Source organism: Rhodoblastus acidophilus, from assembly GCF_009720655.1.
Classification (GTDB): Bacteria; Pseudomonadota; Alphaproteobacteria; order Rhizobiales; family Beijerinckiaceae; genus Rhodoblastus; species Rhodoblastus acidophilus_A.
In genome coordinates, this window is sequence record NZ_WNKS01000001.1 from 460207 (window position 1) to 481807 (window position 21601).

The window sequence follows — 21601 nt, forward strand, 5'->3', positions numbered from 1 at the left end:
TCAGATGAACATGCCCCAGCGCAAGGTCAGCGAAATCGCGCGCATCACGCAGCAGGATTTCGAAAAATTCTACGAGTTCTTCTACCGCAAGACCGGCATCGTCTTCACCGACAAGAAGGCCTATTTCGTTGAACGCCGCCTGCTGGAGCGGATGCAGGCGACCGGCAGCGAAACGTTTCGGGACTATTTTTCCACCGTGCGCTTCCAGGCCTCGGGCGAGGAATGGCAGCAGCTCGTCAACACCATGACCGTCAACGAGACCTATTTTCTGCGCGAGGAATATCAATTCGATGCAATGGTCGAGGGCATGCTGCCGGAGATCACCCGCAATCGCCCGACCGGGAGCGCGGTGAGAATCTGGTCGACGCCGTGCTCAACCGGCGAGGAGCCCTATTCCATCGCCATTCATCTCCTCGAAAACTGGAAGCGGGCTGACGATTTCGCCATCGAGATTCACGCCTCCGACATCGACACGCGCGTGGTCGCGCAGGCGCGGCGCGGGGTTTATGGCCCGCGCTCGCTGCAACGGCTCTCGACCGCCTTGCGCTCGAAATATTTCACCGCGCTGGACGACGACCAGTTCCGCATCCGCGAGGAGTTGCGCGACTCCATCGACTTCGACGTCGCCAATATCGTCGACCCCGCCAATATGACGCGCTTCAGGGGCATGGACGTCATCTTCTGCCGCAACCTGCTCATCTATTTCGACGACGTCTCGCGGCGCGAATCCGTGGAGCTGCTCTACGAGTGCCTGAACCCCGGCGGCTTCATCTGCCTCGGCCACTCCGAGAGCATGACACGGATTTCCTCCTTGTTCAGGCCGCGCAAGTTCGCGGAAACGATCGTCTACCAGAAGGCTGGGAGCGGAGCATGAAAAAGGTATTGGTGGTCGAGGACAGCGCCACCGCGCGCGCCTTTTACCGCAGCACGCTGGAGAGCGCCGGCTTTTGCGTGGATGAGGCGGCCAACGGTCTCGAAGGTCTGGAGCGGGCGATGCTCGATCGTTACGACCTCGCCATCGTTGACATCAACATGCCGAAAATGGACGGCTATGCGATGACGCGCGAGCTTCGCGAAAATCCCGATCTTCTCAGCCTGCCCGTGGTGATGGTGACCACGGAAGCGGGCGAGCAGGACGAGGCCAAGGCGTTCGATTGTGGAGCCAATTATTACATCGTCAAGCCCGCCGACCCCGGCGACCTCACGCTGACGGCGCGGCTGCTGACGGGATCGCGTCCATGAAAACCCTGCTCGAACGCTTCATCCCCGAAGCCCGGGATCTGATCGAATCCTCCTCGACGGGTCTGCTCAAGCTTGAACGCGCCCCCGGCGACCACGACGTGGTCAACGAGGTTTTTCGCGCGGTTCATACACTGAAAGGGTCGTCTGGACTGTTTCCGGTGCCCGCGCTCACCCGCCTCGTTCATGTCGCCGAAGACCTTCTTGGCGCCGTGCGCTCGGACGAACTCGCCATAGACTCCGAACTGATCGACGCGCTGCTTTCCGCCCTCGACCAGGTCGACAGATGGGTCGATTCCCTTGAAGCGCAAGCGGGCCTTCCCGCCAACGCAGACGGGGTGTCCAACGCCCTGGTCGACAGCCTGCGCCGTTTCGGCGGCCGGGAGAGCAAGGCGACGCCGGCGGCGGTTGCTGCGGCGGCGGCGCGCGTCAGCGGCGCGGCGCTCGACGTTTTTTCCGAAGCCGAGCGCATCGACGTTTTTCGCGCGGCGGCGTCGGGCGCGGCGGTCCTGCTGGTCGATTACACGCCTGCCGACAATTGCTTCTTCTGCGGCACGGATCCGCTGGCTTTGGCGCTGGAGACGCCCGAGGTCCTTGCGACCGCAATCACGCCGGCGGCGCCGTTCCCAGCCGCCGACTACGACCCCTACGTCTGCAATCTGCGCTTCCAGAGTCTTTCGGTCGCGCCCGAGGCCGAGATCGAGCATCATTTTCGCTACGAGAGGACGCAGGTCGCGCTCGCGGAGGTCGATCCCCGCGACCTCGTGGCGATCACGGGCGAAGGCGCGGCGCCGCCGGTGTGCGCCGATTTCGCCGAAGACGCGCGGCGGCTGCTCGACGACGGCAATCTGACCCTGCTCGCGGCGCGCGCGAAGACCCTGAGGGCCATTGTCGGCGCGGGCCTCGCCTCGGCTTGCGCGCTGCGCTGGCTGGACGTCATCGCCAGCGCGCGCGAGCCCGATCTTGCGCTCGCGCGCGCGCTGATCGCCGCGGTCGGCAAGGGGATTTATGTTCCGCCATCCGGCGCGGAGGCGCCCGCCGCTTCCGCCGCATCCGATCCGGCGTTCGTCTGCGCATTGCAGATCATCGAGGCGCAGAAGCGCAACCTTTCGCGCCGCGCCTTTTCCGCGTCCGCGCTGGCCGGCGCCAGGGGCGTGGTTGACAATGTCCTGGCGGCCGTGGCGCGCGACGATCTGCGCGAAAAATTCGTCGCCGCCTGCGACCATTGCGCCGCCGAACAAAACTTCGCCCCGGCGCTCGCCTTCCTCGAACATGCGTTCGAACCGGAGCAGGGATTTAGTTGCGCCAGCAACTCTCCGTCCCCGGAAACGCCCGCGCCGCCGCCGGTCCACGAATCGCAGCCGCCGGAGCGCATCGCCGACCCGCAAGCCGAGACGAAAAAAGCCGCCGCGCGCGTGCTGCGCGTCGATCAGGCCAAGGTCGATACGCTGATGAATCTGATCGGCGAACTGATCGTGTCGAAGAACAGCCTGCCCTTCCTCGCGACGCGCGCGGAGGAGGTTTTTGGCTCGCGCGAAATGTCGCGTGAGATCAAAGACCAATATGCGGTGATCGACCGTCTGTCGCAGGAGATGCAGGCGGCGATCATGCAGGTGCGCATGCTGCCGATCTCAGACGTGTTCGACCGCTTTCCCCGTCTTGTGCGCGACCTCTCGCGAAAGCTCGCCAAGGACATCGACCTCGTCATCGAGGGCGGCGACACCTCCGCCGACAAGAACATCATCGAGGCGCTCAACGACCCGCTGCTGCATATCGTGCGCAACGCGCTCGACCATGGCGTCGAGCCGCCGCAGGACCGCGCCAAAGCCGGCAAGGCGCCGCGCGGAAAAATCACGCTGAAGGCGTGGCAGGACTCGGAAAGCGTGGTGATCGAGGTCTCAGACGACGGGCGCGGCATCGATCCGAAGAAGATCGCGGCCTCGGCGGTCAGCAAGGGTGTGATCTCCCAAGCCGACGCCGACCGGCTGAGCGAGCAGGAGGCGATCAACCTGATCTTTCGTCCAGGCTTCTCCACGGCGGCGCAAGTCTCCGATCTTTCGGGGCGCGGCGTCGGCATGGACGTGGTGCGCACGGCGGTCGAAAAGCTTGGCGGACGCGTCAGCGTGTCCTCGCGGGTTGGCGAGGGCTCCAGCACCCGTCTCGTGCTGCCGCTCAGCATGGTGGTGACGCGAATCATGATCATCGAGGCGGCGTCCGGCCTCTATGGCGTGCCGATGGAGTTGATCGTCGAGACGGTGCGGGTCGAGCGCGAGCACATCCACAGGATTCAGCAGGCCGAGGCGTTTATCTTGCGCGACCGCCTCATCCCGGTGGTGCGGCTCGCCGACCTGCTGCGCGAACCGGCGCGTCCGCTCAAGCACGACGCCGAAGCCGTGCTGGTCTGCCGCATCAACGGCCAGACGGTGGGAGTCGTCATCGACGATTTTCGCGTTGGCATGGATGTGATCGTCAAGCCTTTCGAGGGCATTGTCGCGGGCGCGCGTGGCTTTTCCGGCACGACATTGCTCGGAGACGGGCGCGTGCTGCTCATCCTCGACCTGAAGGAGTTGATCTGATGGGCCTGAGGTTCGATAACAAGGTCGTGCGATTCGAAGGACATTGCACGGTGGAGGAGGCGCTGCCGCTCGTCCAGTTCCTCAGCGAGACGGAAGACGCGCGCGTGGCGCTCGACTCCTGCGAGTCGATGCACGCCGCCCTGTTCCAGACCCTGATGGCGCTCCAGCCCCGGATCGTCGCCTTGCCGAAGGACGGGCCGCTGGCCGCCGCGTTGACGCGCCGCTTCGGACCGGTTTCGGGAGTTGGCGATGACACGCGTGCTGGCGATCTGCAATCGCAAGGGCGGCTGCGGAAAGACGACGACGGCGGTCAATCTGGCGGCGGAGTTCGGCCGTCGCAAGATTCCGACGCTGCTGATCGATCTCGACAGCCAGGGCCACGGGGGCCTCGGCCTGGGGGTGGTGGCGCATGACCGCGCCAGCACCGTCCATGCCCTGTTTGGCGGCGGAACCGTCGATCTCGACCGGGCGGTGGTCGCCTCGGCCGCCGACCATGTCCACGTGCTGCCGGCCGACCGCGCCTTCGAGGGGGCGTCGCCGCAAAGCGACGTCCATGCGCTCGACCGGCTCATCCGCTCGCCGGGGATCGCGGAGCGATTTCGGGTCGTCGTGCTCGACACGCCGCCCGCCTATGATCCGCTGCTCGTCAACGCGCTGGCCGCGGCCGACGCGGTGCTGGCGCCCATCGTCCCCCACGCGCTCTCTGCGGAAGGGGTCAGGCAATTGCTGCGGGTTTTTTATCGCATCGCCACGACGGTCAAGCCCGAGATCGACATGATTGGCGTCTTGCCCGTCATGTACAACGAGCGCATCCGCCATCATCGCGCGGTCATCGAAGAAATCGCGCGAGAACTCGGTCCTCAAAAACTCTTGCCGGCGATCCGAATGGATATACATCTTGCGGAAAGCTTTTCCGCGCGCATTCCCGCCAGTTATTACGCTCCGTCAAGCAGGGGTGCGCGGGATTATAAAGTATTGGCCGCTCATTTAATTGAAAATTTAGCGGTGCGGGGCCATGAATGACCATTCCTTGTCGGCGGAGAGTGCAATGGCCGAGACCATATTGATCGTGGACGATTCGCCGACGATGTTGATGAGCATCGAGTCAATCCTGAAGAAAATCGGCGTCCAAGTCGAGAAGGCCGACAGCGGCGAGCAGGCGCTGAGCCGGCTCTCCCAGGGCCTCAAGGCGCGTATGATGATCACCGACCTCAACATGGGCAAGATGAATGGCATCGAGCTGATCCGCGAGGCGCGTAAGCTCGCCCACATGAAATTCGCGCCGATCCTGATGCTGACCACGGAATCGCAGCAGGACAAGCGCAACGAGGCCAAGGCCGCCGGCGCCACCGGATGGATCGTCAAGCCGGTCGATCCCGAAAACCTGGTGAAGGTCGTGCGACAGCTCGTTCCGGGGCTCTGAGCCATGATCGCCGCCGTCCTCGACGCCGCCCACCTCTGGAAGCCCCTTCCGCCGCTGGCGGCGGGGCTGCCGGTCGCGGCCGTGGGCGCGCTCGCCGGTTTGCCCGCGGGGCTTTCGCTGACGCTCGGGCTGACCTCCGCGATTGCGTCTGCGCTGGCCGCCATTCCTTTCCGCCGAGCCGCGCCGCCCAACGCGCCGCCCAACGCGCCGCCCAACGCGCCGCCCAACGCGCCGCCCAAGGAGAGCGTCGAACCGATCCGGCAAGAACCGCAAGCCGCGCCGCCGCCTGTTCCCGTCCGGGACGACGATCGTTGCGAAAACGTTCGGCAGCATCTGGACGCCTATGACCAGACGTTCCAGCGCGCCGCGCTCTACACGTCCTCGGTGGTCGACGACGCGAGCGACGCGGCGGGGCGGATCATCGCCGGCTTGAAGACCATGGAGACGTCGATCGGCGACGTCCTCAGCTTTCTGGAGACCTCCTCCACCAACGAAAAGGTGATGGCGATCGTCGACAACACCGACCGGCAGCTCATGGAAAACCGCCGGCTCATCGGAGATTTCATCGCGCGCCGCGACCGGGACATCGACTCCTGGCGGGCGCGGATCGTGTCGATCGAAAAGATGACCGACGAACTCAGCCACGAGATCGACGGCATCAGGGGCATCGCCAGCCAGACCCGGCTTCTCGCCCTCAACGCCGCCATCGAGGCGTCGCACGCCGGCGAGCACGGCGCCGGATTCGCGGTTGTCGCCAGCGAGGTCAAGCACCTGTCGGACGCCTCGAACCGCACGGCGCACCAGGTGGGCCAGGGCTTGGGAAAATTGCGCGAGTCCATTCGCGACCAGCTGTCCGTTCTGGTCAGCGAGCGTCTCGGCGACGAGCAGCGCGAACTCGAACATATCGCCGCTTCGATCTGCGATCTGACCGCGCAGATGGAGCGTCTGGTGGCGCATCAACGGGACACTCTGGGCAAAGTGCAGGTCGAAAGCAACCGCATGGTGTCGCCGGTGCTGCAACTCCTTGGATCGATCCAGTTCCAGGATGTCGCGCAGCAGCGGATTCGGCATGTCGAAATGTTCTTTTCCAAGGCGCGGGAAGACATCGCCGCCGTGAGCGACGCTCTGGCGTCGCGGCGCGACATGCCGGGCGCCAACGAATTGCGCGCCGCCATTGCGGAAGACGGCCCCGCGGCGCCTCGCGTATCCGGCAGTTTTGCAGAAATTGAACTGTTTTGACGTGCGTAAACACATGAAATATATAAATGTTTTGCTTACGATGGTTGGCCGAAAAGCTTTGAAGAGGCGAAGGGTTGATCTAGAAAAGCCGTCGTTTTGGGATGATGGGAGGGGACCGTGTCGGCCGTGCTGGTAGTCGATGATATCGACGTCGTCCGCCTGACCCTGCGGAAATTTCTGGAGCGCGGCGGCCACAAGGTGACCGAATGCGCCTCCGCGGATGAAGCCGAAGATTTGATGCGGCGCTGGACGCCCGACGTCCTCGTGACCGACCTCTGGATGCCCGGTCGCGACGGGCTCAGCCTGATCCGCGCCGTACGATTGCGCAACGCGCGCCTGCCGGTCGTCGCCATCACCGGCGGGGCGCCGGGCATGACACAGGCCTCGTCGCTCGACGAAGCCAGGCAAGCAGGCGCCAATCGCGTGGTCATGAAGCCGGTGGGCGTCCAGGAGCTTCTGGCGAACGTGCAGGACGCGCTGGATCAGGCGACGACCGCGGCGCCCTAGAGCGTTTTCGAGCGAAGTGGACGCCGGTTCGCGTGAAGAAAACGCGTAGAAATAAAAGGCTAGAGCCCGTTCGGTGAATGGGAGTTCACCGAACGGGCTCTAAGCAGGATTTCCGAAAAGTGGCCACCGGTTTTCGGATGAAAATCCTGCGAAAACGAAGGAACCTCTCGTTTTTGTTTTGACGCATTGTCTTCACGCGAACCGGCATCCGCTTCGCGCGAAAATGCTCCAAGGAACTTTTCCATGAACGCCGATGCGCCGATCGTCGAAACCGCTGTACGAATCGTGCGGCGCGAGGACATTCTCACCGCGCGAAAGACCGTGCGCGCGGCGGCGCGCGCGCTCGGCCTAGCCACGGTGGACGAGGCCCGCATCGTCACCATCATGTCGGAGCTTGCGAAAAATGCCTGCATTCACGCCGGGGCGGGCGAAGCCCGGGTCGGGGTGCGCAGCCTGCCGGACCGCGACCAGATCCTTGTCGAAGTGGAGGACGCCGGCCCGGGAATTCCCGACGTGTCCGCCGCTCTTTCCGTGGGGTTTTCCACCAACGGCGGACACGGGCTGGGCCTGCCGGCCGTCAACCGGCTGGCCAAGTCGCTGATCATCGACACGCGGCCCGGGAAAACCGTCGTCGCCGCTTTGTTTGAAAGCGCGCGCGCATGAAGCCGCTGCGCACGCAATATGTCAGTTGCGTCGGCGCCTATGTCGCCACCGGCGAGGAGCTGTTCCTCGCCGAAATCGAAGATCTTGCGCGCGACGCGATCGACGAGGGCAAGCGACTGGAGGAGATGGCCGACCTGCACGAGGCCGCCTTGCTCGCCCTGGTCGAAAACGGCGCCGCCTGCAACGCGGAGACGATCCGCCGCGCCTCCGCCTGCCATGCGGCCTTCATGGTGTCCTCGACCGTTTTCCACCAGGCGCGCGTCGATCTCATTCATTACGACAGCTCGCGCGCCTATGGCGAACGGGCGCGGCAGCGTCTGGAAACGCTCGGACAGCTCATTGGCGGCATGGCCCACGAGGTCAGCAATCTGTTGCAGCCCGTGGTCGGGCTGTGCGAGCTGTCGCTGCTGGACATGCCCGACGGGGCGCCCGAGCGCGAAAACCTGGAAATCGTCTCCGGCTGTGCGGCGCGCGCGTCGGGCGTGCTGCGCAACCTGCTCGCCTATGGCCGCTATGCGGAGCCGGAGATGAAATTGACCGCCTTCGGCGCAGCCGTCCGAAGGAGCCTCGCGTTCGTGACTTCCGTTTCCATGCTCTGGCCGGCGCTGACGGTCAGCATCGAGGACGAGCGCTCCCGCGTGGTGATGGTCGAGGAAGAGCTGACGCAGATCCTGCTCAACCTCATGCAGAACGCGCAGCAGGCGAATGCGAAGCGCATCGACATTTCGGTGATGCGCACGCCCTGGCGTTTTTGGGTGGACGGGGCGGACGGGGTGGACGCGCCCGCGCCGCCCATCCAGCCGGCGCTTCGGCTCGCGGTCGCCGACAACGGCGACGGCATGGACGGGGACACGCTGATCCGCGCCTCCATCCCGTTCTTTTCTGGAAAGCCGCCCGGCGAAGGTTCGGGCATGGGGCTGGCTGTGGTGGGCGGGATCGTCAAGAGTTTTTGCGGACAACTGACCATCATCTCACAGCCCGGCGAAGGGACGACGGTTTCGATCTATCTGCCGATCGACCAGGTCGACTGCGCCGCCGAAACCGTGTGATACGGTTTCCGCAAGATCGCTTCGCGATCCGCGAAAACGAAATCGCACGGAAATCCTCCAGGCGAAGGGCGGATTTCCGCGCGAGTGGAATACGATTTCCGAACTGATCGCTCGGAAATCGTATGAGCCGCCGCGTGGGCGGGACGGTTGCGCGCTGGCGCAACCGCCTTCCGCCTCAGGGCGTCGCCGTCTCCGCCGTCGTCGCCTCTTCGGCGACGCGATGCTTGCGTCGCACGAAGAAGGACATCACCGCGACGAAGAACACCGGCACGAAAAACACCGTCAGGATCGTCGCCGAGACCATGCCGCCGAACACGCCGGTTCCCAGCGCCTGCTGGCTCTTGGCGCTCGCGCCCGTCGCGATCATCAGCGGCACGACGCCGAGGATGAAGGCGAGCGAGGTCATGATGATCGGCCGGAAGCGCAGCCGCGCCGCCTCGATGGTCGCCGCCACCAGCGTCAGCCCCTGCGCCCGCAAATCCCGGGCGAATTCGATGATCAGAATGGCGTTCTTCGCCGAAAGTCCGATGATCGTGATCAGCCCGACGGTGAAATAGACGTCGTTCGGCAGTCCCGCGAGATAGCCGGCGACAACGCATCCCAAGATGCCGAGCGGCGCGGCGAGCATCACCGAGAACGGGATCGCCCAGCTTTCATAGAGCGCGGCCAGGCACAGGAACACGAACAGCACCGACAGCCCGAGCAAAAAGGCCGCCTGCGAGCCCGCGAGCTTTTCCTGTAACGACTGGCCGGTCCAGTCATAGCCGAAGCCGCTGGGCAGCGTCGACATCAGCCGCTCCATTTCCACGATGGCGTCGCCGCTGGTGAAGCCGGGCCTGGGCTCGCCGGTCAGTCGAATGGAGGGGTAGCCGTTGAAGCCGACGATCTGCGTCGGCCCGACCCTCCACTCCACGCGGGCGAAGGCCGACAGCGGAACCATCTCGCCGGCCTTGTTGCGCACGCTGTAGGTCAAGATGTCCTCGGCGCGGACGCGCTTCTCCTCGTCGGCCTGCACCACCACGCGCTGCGTGCGTCCTCGGTTGATAAAATCGTTGACGTAGATCGAGCCGAGATGGGTGGAGATGACGTCGTTCACATCGGTGAAGGACACGCCGAGCGCGCCGGCCTTTTCGCGGTCGATGTCGACGCGCACCAGGGGCGCGCCCGGCAGGCCTTCTTCGACGATCCTTTCGATCACCGGCGATTTCGCCGCTTCCGCGATCAGCCTGTCCTTGGCCGCGATCAGCGCCTCGTAGCCGCGCTGTCCGCGATCCTGAAGGCGAAACGAGAAGCCGGAGGTGTTGCCGAGATTGGGGATCGGCGGCGGCGCCAGCAGGGAGGTCTGCGCGTCGGCGATGCGCTCAAGATAAGGATTTGCGCGCGCGATGATGGCGTCCGCCGAATCGTTCGGGCCGCGCTGCGACCAGTCCTTCAGCGTAATAAAGGCCTGCGCCGTCATCGAGCCCTGGCCGAAAAAGCTGTAGCCGGTGATGAAGGTCACCGATTCCACGGCCGGCTCCTTCAGCAGTCGCGCCTCGACCTGCTTGACGACATCGAGCGCGCGCGTGGCGCTGGCGTCGGAAGGCAGGAGAACGTCGGCCATGACATAGCCCTGGTCGTCAACCGGCACGAAGCCGGACGGCGCCTTCCACAGGCCGTAGCCCATGGCCGCGACAATGACGAGATAAAGCGCGAGAAAGGCGGAGCGTCGCCCCACCGCCCAGCGGGTGACGCCCGCATAGCGGTCGGTCAGCCAATCGAAGGCCCGGTTGAAGAGGCCAAAGAACCCCTTCTTCTCGTGGTGGTCCGCATCGAGGGGCTTCAGCAGAGTGGCGCAGAGCGCCGGCGTCAGAGTCAGCGCCAGGAAGGCCGAAAAGCCGATCGACACCACCATGGCCGCCGAGAATTGCTGGTACATGATGCCGACGGAGCCGGGGAAGAAGGCCATGGGGATGAACACGGCCATCAACACCATGGTGACGCCGATCACCGCGCCGGTGATCTGCTCCATCGCCTTGACCGTGGCCTCGCGCGGCAAAAGCCCCTCCTTGGCCATGATGCGCTCGACGTTTTCGACCACCACAATCGCGTCGTCCACGAGAATGCCGATCGCCAGCACCATGCCGAACATGGTGAGCACGTTGATCGACAGGCCCAGCGCATAGAGCGCGCCGCAGGTTCCCAGCAGCGCGATGGGCACGACGATGGTCGGAATCAGCGTGTAGCGGAAATTCTGCAGGAACAGGAACATCACGAGGAACACGAGGACGACGGCCTCGGCCAGCGTCATCAAAACTTTCTTGACCGAGGCCTTGATCACCGGCGTCACGTCGTAGGACACTTCCGCCTTCACGCCGGGCGGGAAATATTGCTCCAGCTCGGCCATTTTTGCGCGCACGGCCGCGCTGGTGGCCAGCGCATTGCCCGAGGGCGCAAGTTGGACTGCGATCGCCGCCGCCGGCTTGCCGTTGAGTCGTGTCGAAAAAGCGTAGGTCAGGCCGCCGACTTCGATCCGCGCGACGTCGCGCAGCCGCACGGCGGCGCCGGTGACGTTGGCGCGCAGCACGATGGCGCCGAACTCTTCCGGCGATTCCAGCTGGCCCTTCACCAGAACCATGTTCTGCGTGCGCTCGGCGGAGGGGCTCGGCGGCTGCGCCAGCATGCCCGAGGACACCAGGGCGTTTTGCGCGCGAATGGCCGTGGTCACATCCTCCGCGGTCAACGAATAGCCGCGCATCTTGTCGGGATCGAGCCAGACGCGCATGGCGCGCTCGGTCGAGAACAGTCTGACGCGCCCCACGCCATTCACGCGGCGCAGTTCCGGCAGCACGTAGCGGGTGGCGACATCGCCGAGGCCGATCTCGTCGAGCGAGCCGTCGGGTGAGGTGAGCGTGACGAATTGCAGGATCGCCGTGGACGCCTCGAGAATGGAAATGCCCTGCTGCTGCACGGCCGGCGGCAGGCGCTGCTCGATGCGCTTGATGCGGTTCTGCACGTCGACGGCGGCGAGCGCCAGGTCGGTTCCGGGCTTGAAGTCGACGTTGATCTCGACCTCGCCGGTGGTGTCGCCGGTGGACTCGAAGTTCAGCAGATTGGCCGCGCCCGAAAGCTCCTCCTCGATCAGGCGCGTGACGGAATAGTAAAGGTCTTGCGTCGAGGCGCCGGGATAGGAGGTCGAAATCGAGATCGAAGGCGGCGCGACAATGGGATATTGCGACACCGGCAGGAAGGGCAGCGTGAGAATGCCGCCGAGGCAGATGAAGATCGCGATGACCCAGGCGAAGACGGGTCGCGCGATGAAAAAGGCGGGCATGGGGTCAGGACTCCGAAAAGGGGGCGGTCTTTCGAGGGGAGAGCGGCGAGCGCGGCCTCTAGAGCGTTTTCAAGCTTCATGGAAACATGAAAAAGCTCTAGAGTCTTGTTTTGACGCATTGTCTTCACGCGAACCGGCATCCACTTCGCTTGAAAATGCTCTAGCCGCGCTCGGCTTCCGTCCGGCCGCGCGAGGCCGGACGCGGATCGACGTGACCGCCGGACATGAATTTTTGAAATCCTTCGACGACAACCCGATTGCCGGGGTGAAGTCCTTCTTCCACGACGACCTGGTCGCCGAGCGTGCGCCCGAGCCGCACCGGTTGCAGCACGGCGCGGCCCTGATCGTTGACGACAAAAACCTCGGCGCCGCCGGCGTTGTTGCGCTGGATCGCCTGGCGCGGCACGGTGATGGTGTTGGCGCGCACGCCCTGCTCGATCTGGACGCGCACATAGGCGCCTGGCAGCAGGAGCGCCTCCGGATTCGGGAATTGCGCGCGCAGCGTCACCTGATTGGTGCCGGGATCGACGGTGACGTCGGAGAACAGAAGCTTGCCCTCCAGCGGATAGGTCTTGCCGTTTTCGAGGATCAGGCGGGTGCGGACGGCTCCCTCCTTTGGCTTGAAGCCGCCGCGCTCCATCTCTTCCTTCAGCGCGCTCATCTCGGCGACGGATTGGGTGAAGTCCGCATAGATTGGATCCATCTGCTGGATGGTCGCGAAAGGCAGGACCTGGTTCTCCGAAGCGAGCGCGCCTTCGGTGACCAGGGCGCGGCCGATGCGCCCGGTGATCGGGGCGCGAATGGTGGCGTATTCGAGATTGACTTCGGCCCGCCGCACCGCCGCCTTCTGCGCCATCACGTCAGCCTCGGCCTGACGCTCGGCGGCCAGGGCGAGGTCGTATTGGGCTTGCGTCGTCGTCTGGCCGTTGAGCAGCGCCTTGAGGCGATCCTCCTGGCGCGCGGCTTGAAACAGGTTCGCTTCGGCCTTGGCCTGCGCCGCGCGGGCGCTGTCGAGGTCGATCTGGAACTGGGTGGGGTCGATTCGGTAGAGCACCGCGCCCTTTTCGACCACGCCGCCCTGTTCGAACGCGCGCTCCAGCACGATGCCGGACACGCGCGGACGGACTTCGGCGATGCGCATCGGCGCGATGCGGCCGGGCGCGTCCTTGGTCATCAGGATTTCCTTGCGCTCGACCGTGACGACGCCGACCAGGGGCGGGGCGTCCCCATTGGCTTCGTTCGCCCGCGCAAGACCGGGCGACAGCGTCGCCGCCACCGCCAAAGCCATCCAAAGACTTCGACCGTTCGTTTCCGTCCGCATGTGATTCAACATCGCTCCTCTATATTTCCGTCGTCGCGCGTCGCCGACATGGGCGGAGACTCCGACTTTTGGATTAGGGTGCGTTGGAAAACCTGTCGTTTCCCTGTCAGTCATCCAGATTGGCGCCGGGCCTGGCCCTGGTCAAGCCGAACGGCCCGTCACGAGCGCTGCTGCGTAAAGGGCCGGTCTATGCGATGCTTCGGCCGCAACGGTCGCGCGCGACGATGAGGAGGTGAAGCTTTGGGGCGGTTAACAATCGGCAATTCCTTGCGCGGGCGGAGCGAGGTCTCGGCTTGAGCCAGCCGTCCCTCGTCGGTCTGGTGGTGCGGCGCATCGCGTTTTTCGCGGCGTTGGCCATGCTCGCGCAACTCGCCGGAATTTTTCTGGAATATTGGTCCGACAACGAGACGCTCGAACGCTACGCCATTGGAACGGAAACCGAGGCGCTGGCGAGGGGGGTATCCGACGAAAAGGGCCGCGCCGCCTTCCAATTGCCGCCGGATCTGCGCGCGCGCTATGGCGGCGAAAACAGCGGCTATGTCGTCCGGGTGCGCACGGCCGCCGGCGTCCAGCTCTATTCGAATTGCGACAGCGCCTGCGAGACGCTGTTTCCGCAGATCGACGTCGCGCCGCTGGTGTTCTGGATGCGGCAGGTCAAGCCCGGTGAACCGCTGCAAGTCGCCGGCGGGCGGGTCGTCGTCGAACAGCCCGAACCCGTGATGATCGAAATCGCGGTCATCGACGACCACGACGGCATGATGGCCCGCGCGTTCGCGCAGGAAGTCATCGACCACATGCTGCTGCCGATGAGCCTGATGCTGGTCTTCGTGCTCGGCGCGACGATTTTTTCGGTCGCGCAGAGCCTGCGTCCGGTCCAAGATGCGGCGCGAAAAGTCGCGCAGCTTGATCCGCGCGCGGAGAGCGCGTCGCTGCCGACCGCCGACATGCCGCGCGAAATCGCCGAGTTCACGCAGGCCGTCAACGCGGCTTTCGAACGCGCCGCCGAGCTGATGCGCTCGCAGAGGCTGCTGACCTCCGCGATCTCCCATGAAGTACGCACGCCGCTCGCCGTCGCCCGGCTCGAACTGGAGAAAATCGCCGATCCCCGGGCGCGAAAAGTGGAGGAGGACCTGGAGGCGCTCAACCATCTCGTCGAGCAATTGACCGATCTGGCGCGGGTCGAATCCGCGCGCCTCGCGACGTTTGAGGAGATCGATCCGGCGACGCTCGCGGGACAGGTGGTTGGCGATCTCGCCGATCTGGTCTATCGCGCCGGCAAGAGCATCGTCTTCGCCGAAAAGGGCGCCAAGCCCTTCAAGGGCCATCCCGCCCTGGTCGAGAACGCGCTGCGCAACCTGATCGAGAACGCCGTGCGCCATACGCCTGAAGGCGCAGAGATTCGCGTCGAGGTCGGGCCGGGCGCGGTCCTCGCCGTGATCGACGACGGAGGGCGCCGCGCGTCACCGGCCGCCGAGCTGGCCTCCGGCGCAGGACGGGGCCTGGGCCTCAAAATCGTGGCCCGGATCGCCGCGATCCACTGCGCCGCCTTCGACTGGAGGCGGGTTCCCGAGTCCGGCGTGGTGGCGAAACTCGATTTCGCGCCGAAACAGGCGACGAGCGGCCCGGCCGCCGTTCCCGCCCGCCAGTCAAGATGATGGCGCGAGGGAGCCGAACGGCGCCGGAGAGCGTCGATCCCTGATGTGAAAGGGCCGCGCCAAGGGCGACGACACCACGCCCTGCCGTGTCCGCCCCCTGATCCGGCTGGGCGAGACCCGGCCCGGCGCCGCGCCTTTGACGCATGACAAAGCGCCCCAGCGCCTCGAACTGTCAAACTGCCCCATAACAAAATATCGGCCTAACGTTAGGTCATGGGATGGGGCGCGCGTATGGACTTTGTGACGGAGAGGGTGGCGATCGGCGACGCGTCGGAGGTCGAAGACATCGATGGATTGCGGCGCCAGCAGATCGGCGCGGTCCTCAGTCTGGCGCGACTGAACCTGTCCCCGCTCCCCGTGCCTCATGCGGCGATCGAGGTCGTCGACCGGCAGGCCCTTTTGGACGATGACATCCGCGCCGCCACGCAGTTTATCAAGACCCATGCTGACGCCGGGCGGCGCGTGCTCGTTCACTGCTTTGCCGGCGTTTCGCGTTCGCCCGCGGTGACCCTGTGCTATTTGCATGAGCACATGGGATTTTCCATCGATGAGGCCTTGGCGCGGGTGAAAGCCGCGCGGCCCCTGGCCGATCCGCATCCGGCCCTGCTGGCGTCGATCCGCGCGCATTACGGCCAGACGGTTGCGCTGACCGTCGACGTCTCCGCGAATGAAAATCCCTATGGCCCCTCGCCGCGCATCGTCGAGGCCGTCGTCGCGGCGGCGACGGCGGCGCATCTCTATCCCGATGGCCCCGGCGACGCTCTTCGGGAGGCGCTGGCGCGCCATCTCGGGGTCGGGACGCAGAACATTGTTCTCGGCAACGGCTCCACGGAAATTTTGGAAATGACCGCGCGGGCGATGCTGGGGCCGGGCAAGGACGCGATCATAGGCTGGCCGTCGTTTCCGACCTATCGCGCCATGGTGCGCCGGGTCGGCGCCCGCGAAATTTTGGTCCCGCTGGTCGACCACGATTACGATCTCGACGCCATCGCCGAGCGGATTTCGCCCGACACGGGTCTGGTTGTGCTTGGAAATCCCAACAACCCCACGGGGCGCGCGTTTGGCGCGGCGGCGTTCGCCCGCTTGCTCGACCGCTTGCCGCCACACGCCGTCCTGTGCCTCGACGAAGCCTATTGCGATTACGCGTCCGCGAAAGACTTTCCGGATTCTCTGGAGGCCGTGCGGGCGGGGCGCTCCATGGTGGTGGTGCGGACGTTTTCGAAGGCCTATGGCATGGCGGGTCTGCGCATTGGCTATGCCGTGGCGCCGCCTGCGCTGGCGCGGCGCATCGACAGTTTCAGGCAGAGGTTCAACACCAGCAGCATTGCGCAGGGCGCGGCGCTCGCCGCGCTCGAGGACCGGGACCATGTCGCGCGTTCCGCCGCCTTGAACGTTTCCGCGCGCGAAAAACTTTGCACGAGACTTTCCGAGCTTGGGCTGGTTTTTGTCAGGAACTCCGACGCCAATTTCGTCATGATCGACGTCGCCGACGGCGTCGCCATCGCCGCCGAGCTGAAAAAGTCGGGCGTGCGCGTCAAATCGCTGGAGGCTATCGGGCTTCCGGCTTGCATCCGGGTGAGCGTGGGGACGCCGGAGCAAAATGCGCGCCTCGTCGACACCCTGGCCTGGTTGCAGCGCCACACCGACGCGGCCGGGGGCGTCGGGCTCAACCTGCAAGCACGCGAACTGACCCCCGCATGAATCTGCATCAACTCCGCATCTTCTGCGCCATCGCCCAATCCAAGACGCTGACGCAGGCGGCCAAGCAGATCGGGCTGACGCAACCCACGCTGTCGCAGCAATTGTCGAGCCTGGAGGAAAAGGTCGGCACAAAACTGTTCGAGCGCACGCTGAACCAGATGGAGCTGACCGTCGCGGGCGAATTTTTGCTGCGCCGCGCGCTGCACATTCTCAGCGAGGTCGAGGGCGCCGAGGAACAGTTGCGCGAATTCGCCTCGGGCAAGCGCGGCGTGATCCGCCTCGCCGGCATCAATTCCATCGTGCGCGCGGTGGCGCCGCAGGCCATTTTGATGCTGCGCGAGCGCCTGCCCGAGGTCGAGTTCGACATTCACGAACTGGCCCCGACCGAGGTCCTGGACTTGCTCTATGCGCGCCAGATCAACATCGGTCTGGTCGCGGTGGGGTCGCTGCCCAAAAGCAACGTGTCCTTCAAGGAAGTCCCGGTGGTGACCGATCCCTATGTGCTGGTGACGCCGGCCGGACTCGGCCTCGCGGACCTCGCCGACCCCGACGATCTCGCGCCGGAAAGGCGTGAAATCCTGAAGAACTGCATCAGTTTCGCCTTCGCCTCGCAATGGTCGCGGCGCCTCGAGAACTGGCGCCACCAGATGTTTCCGGGGCATCGGCAGGTCGCGCAATGCCGCAGCTACGATGTCGCCCTGAGTTTTGTGCGCGCGGGGATCGGCGTGTGCGTCGCGCCCGCGCTCGCCGTGCATGAGGACGGGCGCAGCCTGGAAGGGGTGGACCTCTACGCGACAAACCTTCCGGCGCGCCAGACCGTCGCGCTGGTCCCCGCGCAAAGCCTGCGCATCGACCCCTACAAGACGTTTGTCGACGCGCTCCGCGAGGCCGGGGCGGCGACGCCCCTGCCGCGCATCCTGCCCATGCCGCGCTTCATGACGCGCGCCGCGGAGCTGGCGGAGTTGAGCTGAGCTATTGGAAAGACCAATGGCGCCCATAGATTTACACCGGCGCGAACCGCCGCCTATCATCCGTTTATAAAGAAACCGAAACGCAGACGCCCCGCCAAACGAGGCAAGAACAAAAGCGTTCGGATCAGGGAGTGGACACAAAAATGGTCATGATGATGGCCCCGGGTGGCACCCGGGACATGTGCCGTCTCGTGCTCGACGAGGGCGCGGACGCGGTTTACGTTGGCGTGGTCGGCTGGAGCCGCCGGGGCGCCGAGCACGAACTTTCCGATGACGATATCCGCCATGTGATCGACGACGCTTCCGCGCGGGGTCGCGAGGTGCGCATCGTCGTCAACACGCTGCCCAGCTCCACCGAAATCCCCATGTTCGTCGAGCGCATCGCGCAATATGCGGGCTGGGGCGCCAAGGGGTTCATGATCAGCGATGTCGGCTGCATGCGGCTGGTGCGCGATCTGCTGCCCGAGGTCGCGGTTCACACCAGCGTCGGCTGCGGCGTCACCAATTTCGAGGACGTCCGCTTCCTGCGCGACAACGGCGCGACCCATGTCGTGCTGCCCTATCGCATGACCGTCAAGGAAATCGCCGAGATCAAGCAAAAGACCGGCGTCGGCATCGAGGTTTTTCTGTTCAAGACCCCGTCGGGCGGCAAGATTTGTCCCGGCAAATGCATGATGTCCAGCTATTTCAGTTACCGCCGCTGGCTGGACGAGACCGGCAAGGACCATTTTTATGGCAGCGCCAGCCGTGGCGGCGATTGCCTGCGCGTGTGCCAGACGGAATGGGATTTTGGTCCCGATGATTCCTTCATCCGTCACGGCATGACCATCAAGACCAATCCGGCTTTGTGGCTCGACGAACTCCCGGCCTATCTGGCGGCGGGGGTCGATTGTCTCAAAGTGCCGGGACGCGACCGCTCCGATCTTTTGGTGCGCGACATCGTGCGTTTCTATCGCCGCGTGCTCGATGTGATCCAGGAAAGCGACCGCCCGGATCTCTCGGGTTTCCGCGACGAACTGCTGGTCTTCCATCAGCGCTGGAAGGTCGAGCGCGGCATCCGCGACAACCGCCTGATTGGCGAGGCCGAGCGTGAGGCGCGGCGCGTCGAGCGCGCGCAAGTGTCCGCGAAAAATTTCGAAGTCGTGATCTGAGGTTTTACATGTTTGAGCTTTCGACCAATGTGGCGTCGCCGCAGCAGCTTCGCCGTGGGGATTTTTCCGCCTATGACGCCCTCTATCTCGGCGAATTCTCCTGCCTGAGCTATCCCAACAATTTTTGCGCCCACCCGGAATTTCTGGCGGACGCCGTGGCGCAGGTTCATGAGATGGGCAAAAAAGCCTATCTGCGTCTGTTCGCGGTGCCGAGCAACCACGACCTGCCCACGGTGCGCAACGTCATCAAAACGGCGCTTGGCCTGCCGTTTGATGGTTTTGAGGTCCACAATCTCGGCCTGCTGCAAATGCTCAAGGAGATGGGCAACACCAAGCCTATTCATCTCGGCGTGTTCGGCAATTTGTACACCGACGCCACCGCGCGCGTTGTAAAAGATTACGGCGTCACCCGCGTCTATCCCAATCCGGAACTGAGCCTCGACGAGGCCATTTATATCCGCGACAACACGCCGATCGACGTTCTGATTCCCGTGCATGGCAAGATTCCGCTGGTGGTGGCGGAGACCTGTTTTATTCACGAAAACTCCGGCGGACTGCCCGGCGAGGACTGCAAGTTCAAGTGCTCGCAGGAGCATTGGCTGACCCGCGCCTCCGGCGACTGGTCGCTGAAGGACACGGGTTGCATGACGCTGAGCGGCGCCGATCTGTGCATGCTCGAACATGTCGACAAACTCGCGGCGGCCAAGCTCAACGCTTTTTACGTGCAGAGCCACGGCGAGAGCCCCGACTATATCGCCACCGTCGGGCGCATCTACCGCGACGCGTTTTCGCGCGCCTTCGCCGGCGTGGCCGAGGGCGATGTGGGGCCGCAACTGGAGCAGCTCGCGGGGCTCGCCAAAATGGGCCTGTGCAACGGCTATTACTTTGGCGACGCCGGCCGCCGCTATGTGGGGCGCGCATGAGCGCGCCCGCCCTTCTCGCGCCGGGCGGCACGCTCGAAATGGCGAGGGTCGCCGTCGATGAGGGGGCGGACATCGTCTATGTGGGACCGCTGGGCTGGAGCCGGCGGCCCTACGAATCCGAAATGACGGACGAGGATATCCGCGCCGCCATCGCTTACGCCCGCGAAAACGGGCGGCAGGTTCGCGTCGTCCTCAACACCTTTCCAAGCCCGTTCGAAATGGACGATTTCGCGCGGAAGGTGGAGCTTTACGCGGCGTGGGGCGCCTCAGGCTTCATCGTCACCGATCCCGGCGCCATCAGGCTGATCCGGGGCCTCGTTCCCGACACGCTGATCCATGTCAGCATCGGCAGCGGCGTCACCAATTCCTGGGACGCGGAATTCTATCGCGAGATCGGCGCGGACGTGATCATCCTGCCCTATCGTTGGGGTGAGGAGGAAATTGCGGAGACCCGCTGCGTCTCCGGCATCGGCCTCGAAGTGTTTTTGTTTGAGACGGTGCAGACCGGAAAAATCTGCCCGGGCAAATGCATCATGTCGAGCTATCTGAAATTCCGCGAATGGCTCGACATCGAGGGCAAGGCGACCTCCGGCAGCGCCAACCGGGGCGCGAAGGAATGCTATCGCGTCTGCCAGACCAACTGGGAATTTTCATCCGAGGACGACGATCCCGTAAAACTGAAATTGCGGCGCGACGCGCGGTTGATGCTGGAACAATTGCCCGCGTTTATCGAACTGGGCGTGGAGTGCTTCAAGATTTCCGGGCGCGAGCGGCCGGTTCCCATGATTCGCGATCTCGTGCGGTTCTATCGCAAGGCGCTCGACGGAATCGCGGCCGGGCAGACCGACATGTCGGTTTACGTCGATGAACTCGCGACGCTGCGTGAACGCTGGACAGTGGAAAAGCGCAAGCGCGTCAATGTGCTCATGGATCGCGCCGACCATTACGCTGATGCAGCGCCGACTCTGGCGGTCGCCCAATGAATTTTCTGCGCGCTGCTTTCGAATCGAGTGGCAGTCCGTCGTGGGTGATGCGGGTGATCCGGTCGCAGGGCCTGGACCGCCTCCACGGTTTTGAGCTGGAGTTGGTGCTTGGCGGCGATCTTGGCGACCGCCGCGCGCAGGCCACGCAACATGTGCTGGCGCAAGGCCGCGCCGATCTGATCGACACCGACTGGCTGTCCATCGCCCGTAGCAAGGACACGGATGCGCCGCTGACCGCCGTCTTTCCCTATGGGAAAATCATGGGCGCCTTGGTGGTCGCCGCGGCATCGGGAATCGACAGCCTGAACGATTTGCGCGGCCGGCGCGTGGGCGTCATCCGGGCTTCAGACAAGAACTGGCTGGTTGCGCGCGCGGCCTGTCGCAAGCGCCATGGTTTTGATCCGCGGGACGTTGTGCGGCTCGCCGAGGCGCTGTCCAAGACCGAGTTGTTGCGCAGGCTCGAGGCCGGCGAAGTGGAGGTCGCCACGCTGCCCTGGCATCTGGCCCCGCGCGTCACCGCGAGCGGAAAATTTCGTCAGCTCTGCGACGTGCTCGACTTGCTGCCCGAGCTCGGCGCGCCGTCGATCCCCACCACCTTTTTTGCGGCGCGGCCTGAATTCGCCGAGACCCATCCAAGACTGATCGCGGGGTTCATCGCGGCCTATCGCGATGCGGTCGCCCTCATGCGCGCCGACGAACAGGTGTGGCGCGAGGCGGCGGCGCAGCCGGGCGATGACGCGGCCGTGCTCGCCGCTCTGCGCGCCGCGTGGTTGCGCCGGATTTGCGATGAGTGGCCGGACGACGCGCGCGAAACAAAAAAATTGGACGATTTCTTTGAACGGCTGTCGCGGGATTCGTTGGTCCCGGAGCACGCATAAAGCCGGCGA

At 64.7% G+C, this 21601-nt stretch carries 18 protein-coding genes; 16 read left to right on the top strand and 2 right to left on the bottom strand.

The window, feature by feature from the left end; translation table 11 throughout:
• The first annotated feature begins 4 nt into the window (after nucleotides 1–4).
• The 9 genes from GJ654_RS02165 to GJ654_RS02205 all read left to right on the top strand — a co-directional run bounded on the left by GJ654_RS02165 (nucleotide 5) and on the right by GJ654_RS02205 (nucleotide 8696).
• A complete protein-coding gene (locus tag GJ654_RS02165; RefSeq protein WP_246664532.1) occupies nucleotides 5–874 on the top strand; it encodes a CheR family methyltransferase in 870 nt (289 codons plus the stop codon).
• A complete protein-coding gene (locus GJ654_RS02170; RefSeq protein WP_155444441.1) occupies nucleotides 871–1242 on the top strand; it encodes a response regulator in 372 nt (123 codons plus the stop codon). Before GJ654_RS02165 ends, GJ654_RS02170 begins: the two co-directional genes overlap by 4 nt.
• Entirely contained in the window at nucleotides 1239–3815 is a 2577-nt protein-coding gene (locus GJ654_RS02175) for a chemotaxis protein CheA (RefSeq protein WP_155444442.1), read from the top strand. Before GJ654_RS02170 ends, GJ654_RS02175 begins: the two co-directional genes overlap by 4 nt.
• A 249-nt stretch (nucleotides 3816–4064) precedes the next feature.
• Nucleotides 4065–4838: a ParA family protein gene (locus tag GJ654_RS02180; protein ID WP_155444443.1), complete on the top strand. Its 774-nt coding sequence runs from the start codon at nucleotides 4065–4067 to the stop codon at nucleotides 4836–4838.
• Nucleotides 4839–4863: 25 nt separating this feature from the next.
• Complete coding sequence (locus GJ654_RS02185) at nucleotides 4864–5238, top strand: response regulator (RefSeq protein WP_155444444.1); 375 nt, start codon at nucleotides 4864–4866, stop codon at nucleotides 5236–5238.
• 3 nt (nucleotides 5239–5241) lie between these two features.
• Complete coding sequence (locus tag GJ654_RS02190; RefSeq protein ID WP_155444445.1) at nucleotides 5242–6477, top strand: methyl-accepting chemotaxis protein; 1236 nt, start codon at nucleotides 5242–5244, stop codon at nucleotides 6475–6477.
• Nucleotides 6478–6594: 117 nt separating this feature from the next.
• Entirely contained in the window at nucleotides 6595–6984 is a 390-nt protein-coding gene (locus GJ654_RS02195; protein ID WP_264586087.1) for a response regulator, read from the top strand.
• Between the two features lie 243 nt (nucleotides 6985–7227).
• Nucleotides 7228–7647 carry an ATP-binding protein gene (locus GJ654_RS02200; protein WP_155444446.1) on the top strand — a complete coding sequence of 140 codons (420 nt, stop codon included), beginning with the start codon at nucleotides 7228–7230 and terminating at the stop codon, nucleotides 7645–7647.
• Nucleotides 7644–8696 carry an ATP-binding protein gene (locus tag GJ654_RS02205; protein ID WP_155444447.1) on the top strand — a complete coding sequence of 351 codons (1053 nt, stop codon included), beginning with the start codon at nucleotides 7644–7646 and terminating at the stop codon, nucleotides 8694–8696. The genes GJ654_RS02200 and GJ654_RS02205 overlap by 4 nt, the downstream gene beginning before the upstream one ends.
• A 175-nt stretch (nucleotides 8697–8871) precedes the next feature.
• Here the strand turns inward: GJ654_RS02205 and GJ654_RS02210 are convergent, their stop codons facing one another.
• Both GJ654_RS02210 and GJ654_RS02215 read right to left on the bottom strand, forming a co-directional pair.
• Complete coding sequence (locus GJ654_RS02210; protein WP_155444448.1) at nucleotides 8872–12009, bottom strand: multidrug efflux RND transporter permease subunit; 3138 nt, start codon at nucleotides 12007–12009, stop codon at nucleotides 8872–8874.
• Between the two features lie 160 nt (nucleotides 12010–12169).
• Nucleotides 12170–13297: an efflux RND transporter periplasmic adaptor subunit gene (locus GJ654_RS02215; protein ID WP_246664533.1), complete on the bottom strand. Its 1128-nt coding sequence runs from the start codon at nucleotides 13295–13297 to the stop codon at nucleotides 12170–12172.
• Nucleotides 13298–13623: 326 nt separating this feature from the next.
• Between GJ654_RS02215 and GJ654_RS02220 the strand changes: the two genes are divergently transcribed.
• The 7 genes from GJ654_RS02220 to GJ654_RS02250 all read left to right on the top strand — a co-directional run bounded on the left by GJ654_RS02220 (nucleotide 13624) and on the right by GJ654_RS02250 (nucleotide 21592).
• On the top strand, nucleotides 13624–14985 hold the full coding sequence (locus tag GJ654_RS02220; protein WP_155444450.1) for a sensor histidine kinase: 1362 nt from the start codon (nucleotides 13624–13626) through the stop codon (nucleotides 14983–14985).
• 231 nt (nucleotides 14986–15216) lie between these two features.
• Nucleotides 15217–16686, top strand: a complete 1470-nt coding sequence (locus GJ654_RS02225) for an aminotransferase class I/II-fold pyridoxal phosphate-dependent enzyme (RefSeq protein WP_196305400.1) — start codon at nucleotides 15217–15219, stop codon at nucleotides 16684–16686.
• Nucleotides 16683–17657, top strand: a complete 975-nt coding sequence (locus GJ654_RS02230) for a LysR family transcriptional regulator (protein WP_155444452.1) — start codon at nucleotides 16683–16685, stop codon at nucleotides 17655–17657. Before GJ654_RS02225 ends, GJ654_RS02230 begins: the two co-directional genes overlap by 4 nt.
• Nucleotides 17658–17800: 143 nt before the next feature.
• Nucleotides 17801–18808, top strand: coding sequence for a peptidase U32 family protein (locus GJ654_RS02235; RefSeq protein ID WP_155444453.1), 1008 nt, complete (start codon nucleotides 17801–17803; stop codon nucleotides 18806–18808).
• Nucleotides 18809–18816: 8 nt separating this feature from the next.
• Nucleotides 18817–19731 carry a peptidase U32 family protein gene (locus GJ654_RS02240; RefSeq protein ID WP_155444454.1) on the top strand — a complete coding sequence of 305 codons (915 nt, stop codon included), beginning with the start codon at nucleotides 18817–18819 and terminating at the stop codon, nucleotides 19729–19731.
• The gene (locus GJ654_RS02245; protein WP_155444455.1) at nucleotides 19728–20714 is read left to right on the top strand and encodes a peptidase U32 family protein; all 987 of its coding nucleotides are present in this window, start codon (nucleotides 19728–19730) and stop codon (nucleotides 20712–20714) included. Before GJ654_RS02240 ends, GJ654_RS02245 begins: the two co-directional genes overlap by 4 nt.
• Nucleotides 20711–21592 (top strand): ABC transporter substrate-binding protein, encoded by an 882-nt coding sequence (locus tag GJ654_RS02250; RefSeq protein ID WP_155444456.1) that lies wholly within the window; start codon nucleotides 20711–20713, stop codon nucleotides 21590–21592. The genes GJ654_RS02245 and GJ654_RS02250 overlap by 4 nt, the downstream gene beginning before the upstream one ends.
• Nucleotides 21593–21601 lie beyond the last annotated feature (9 nt).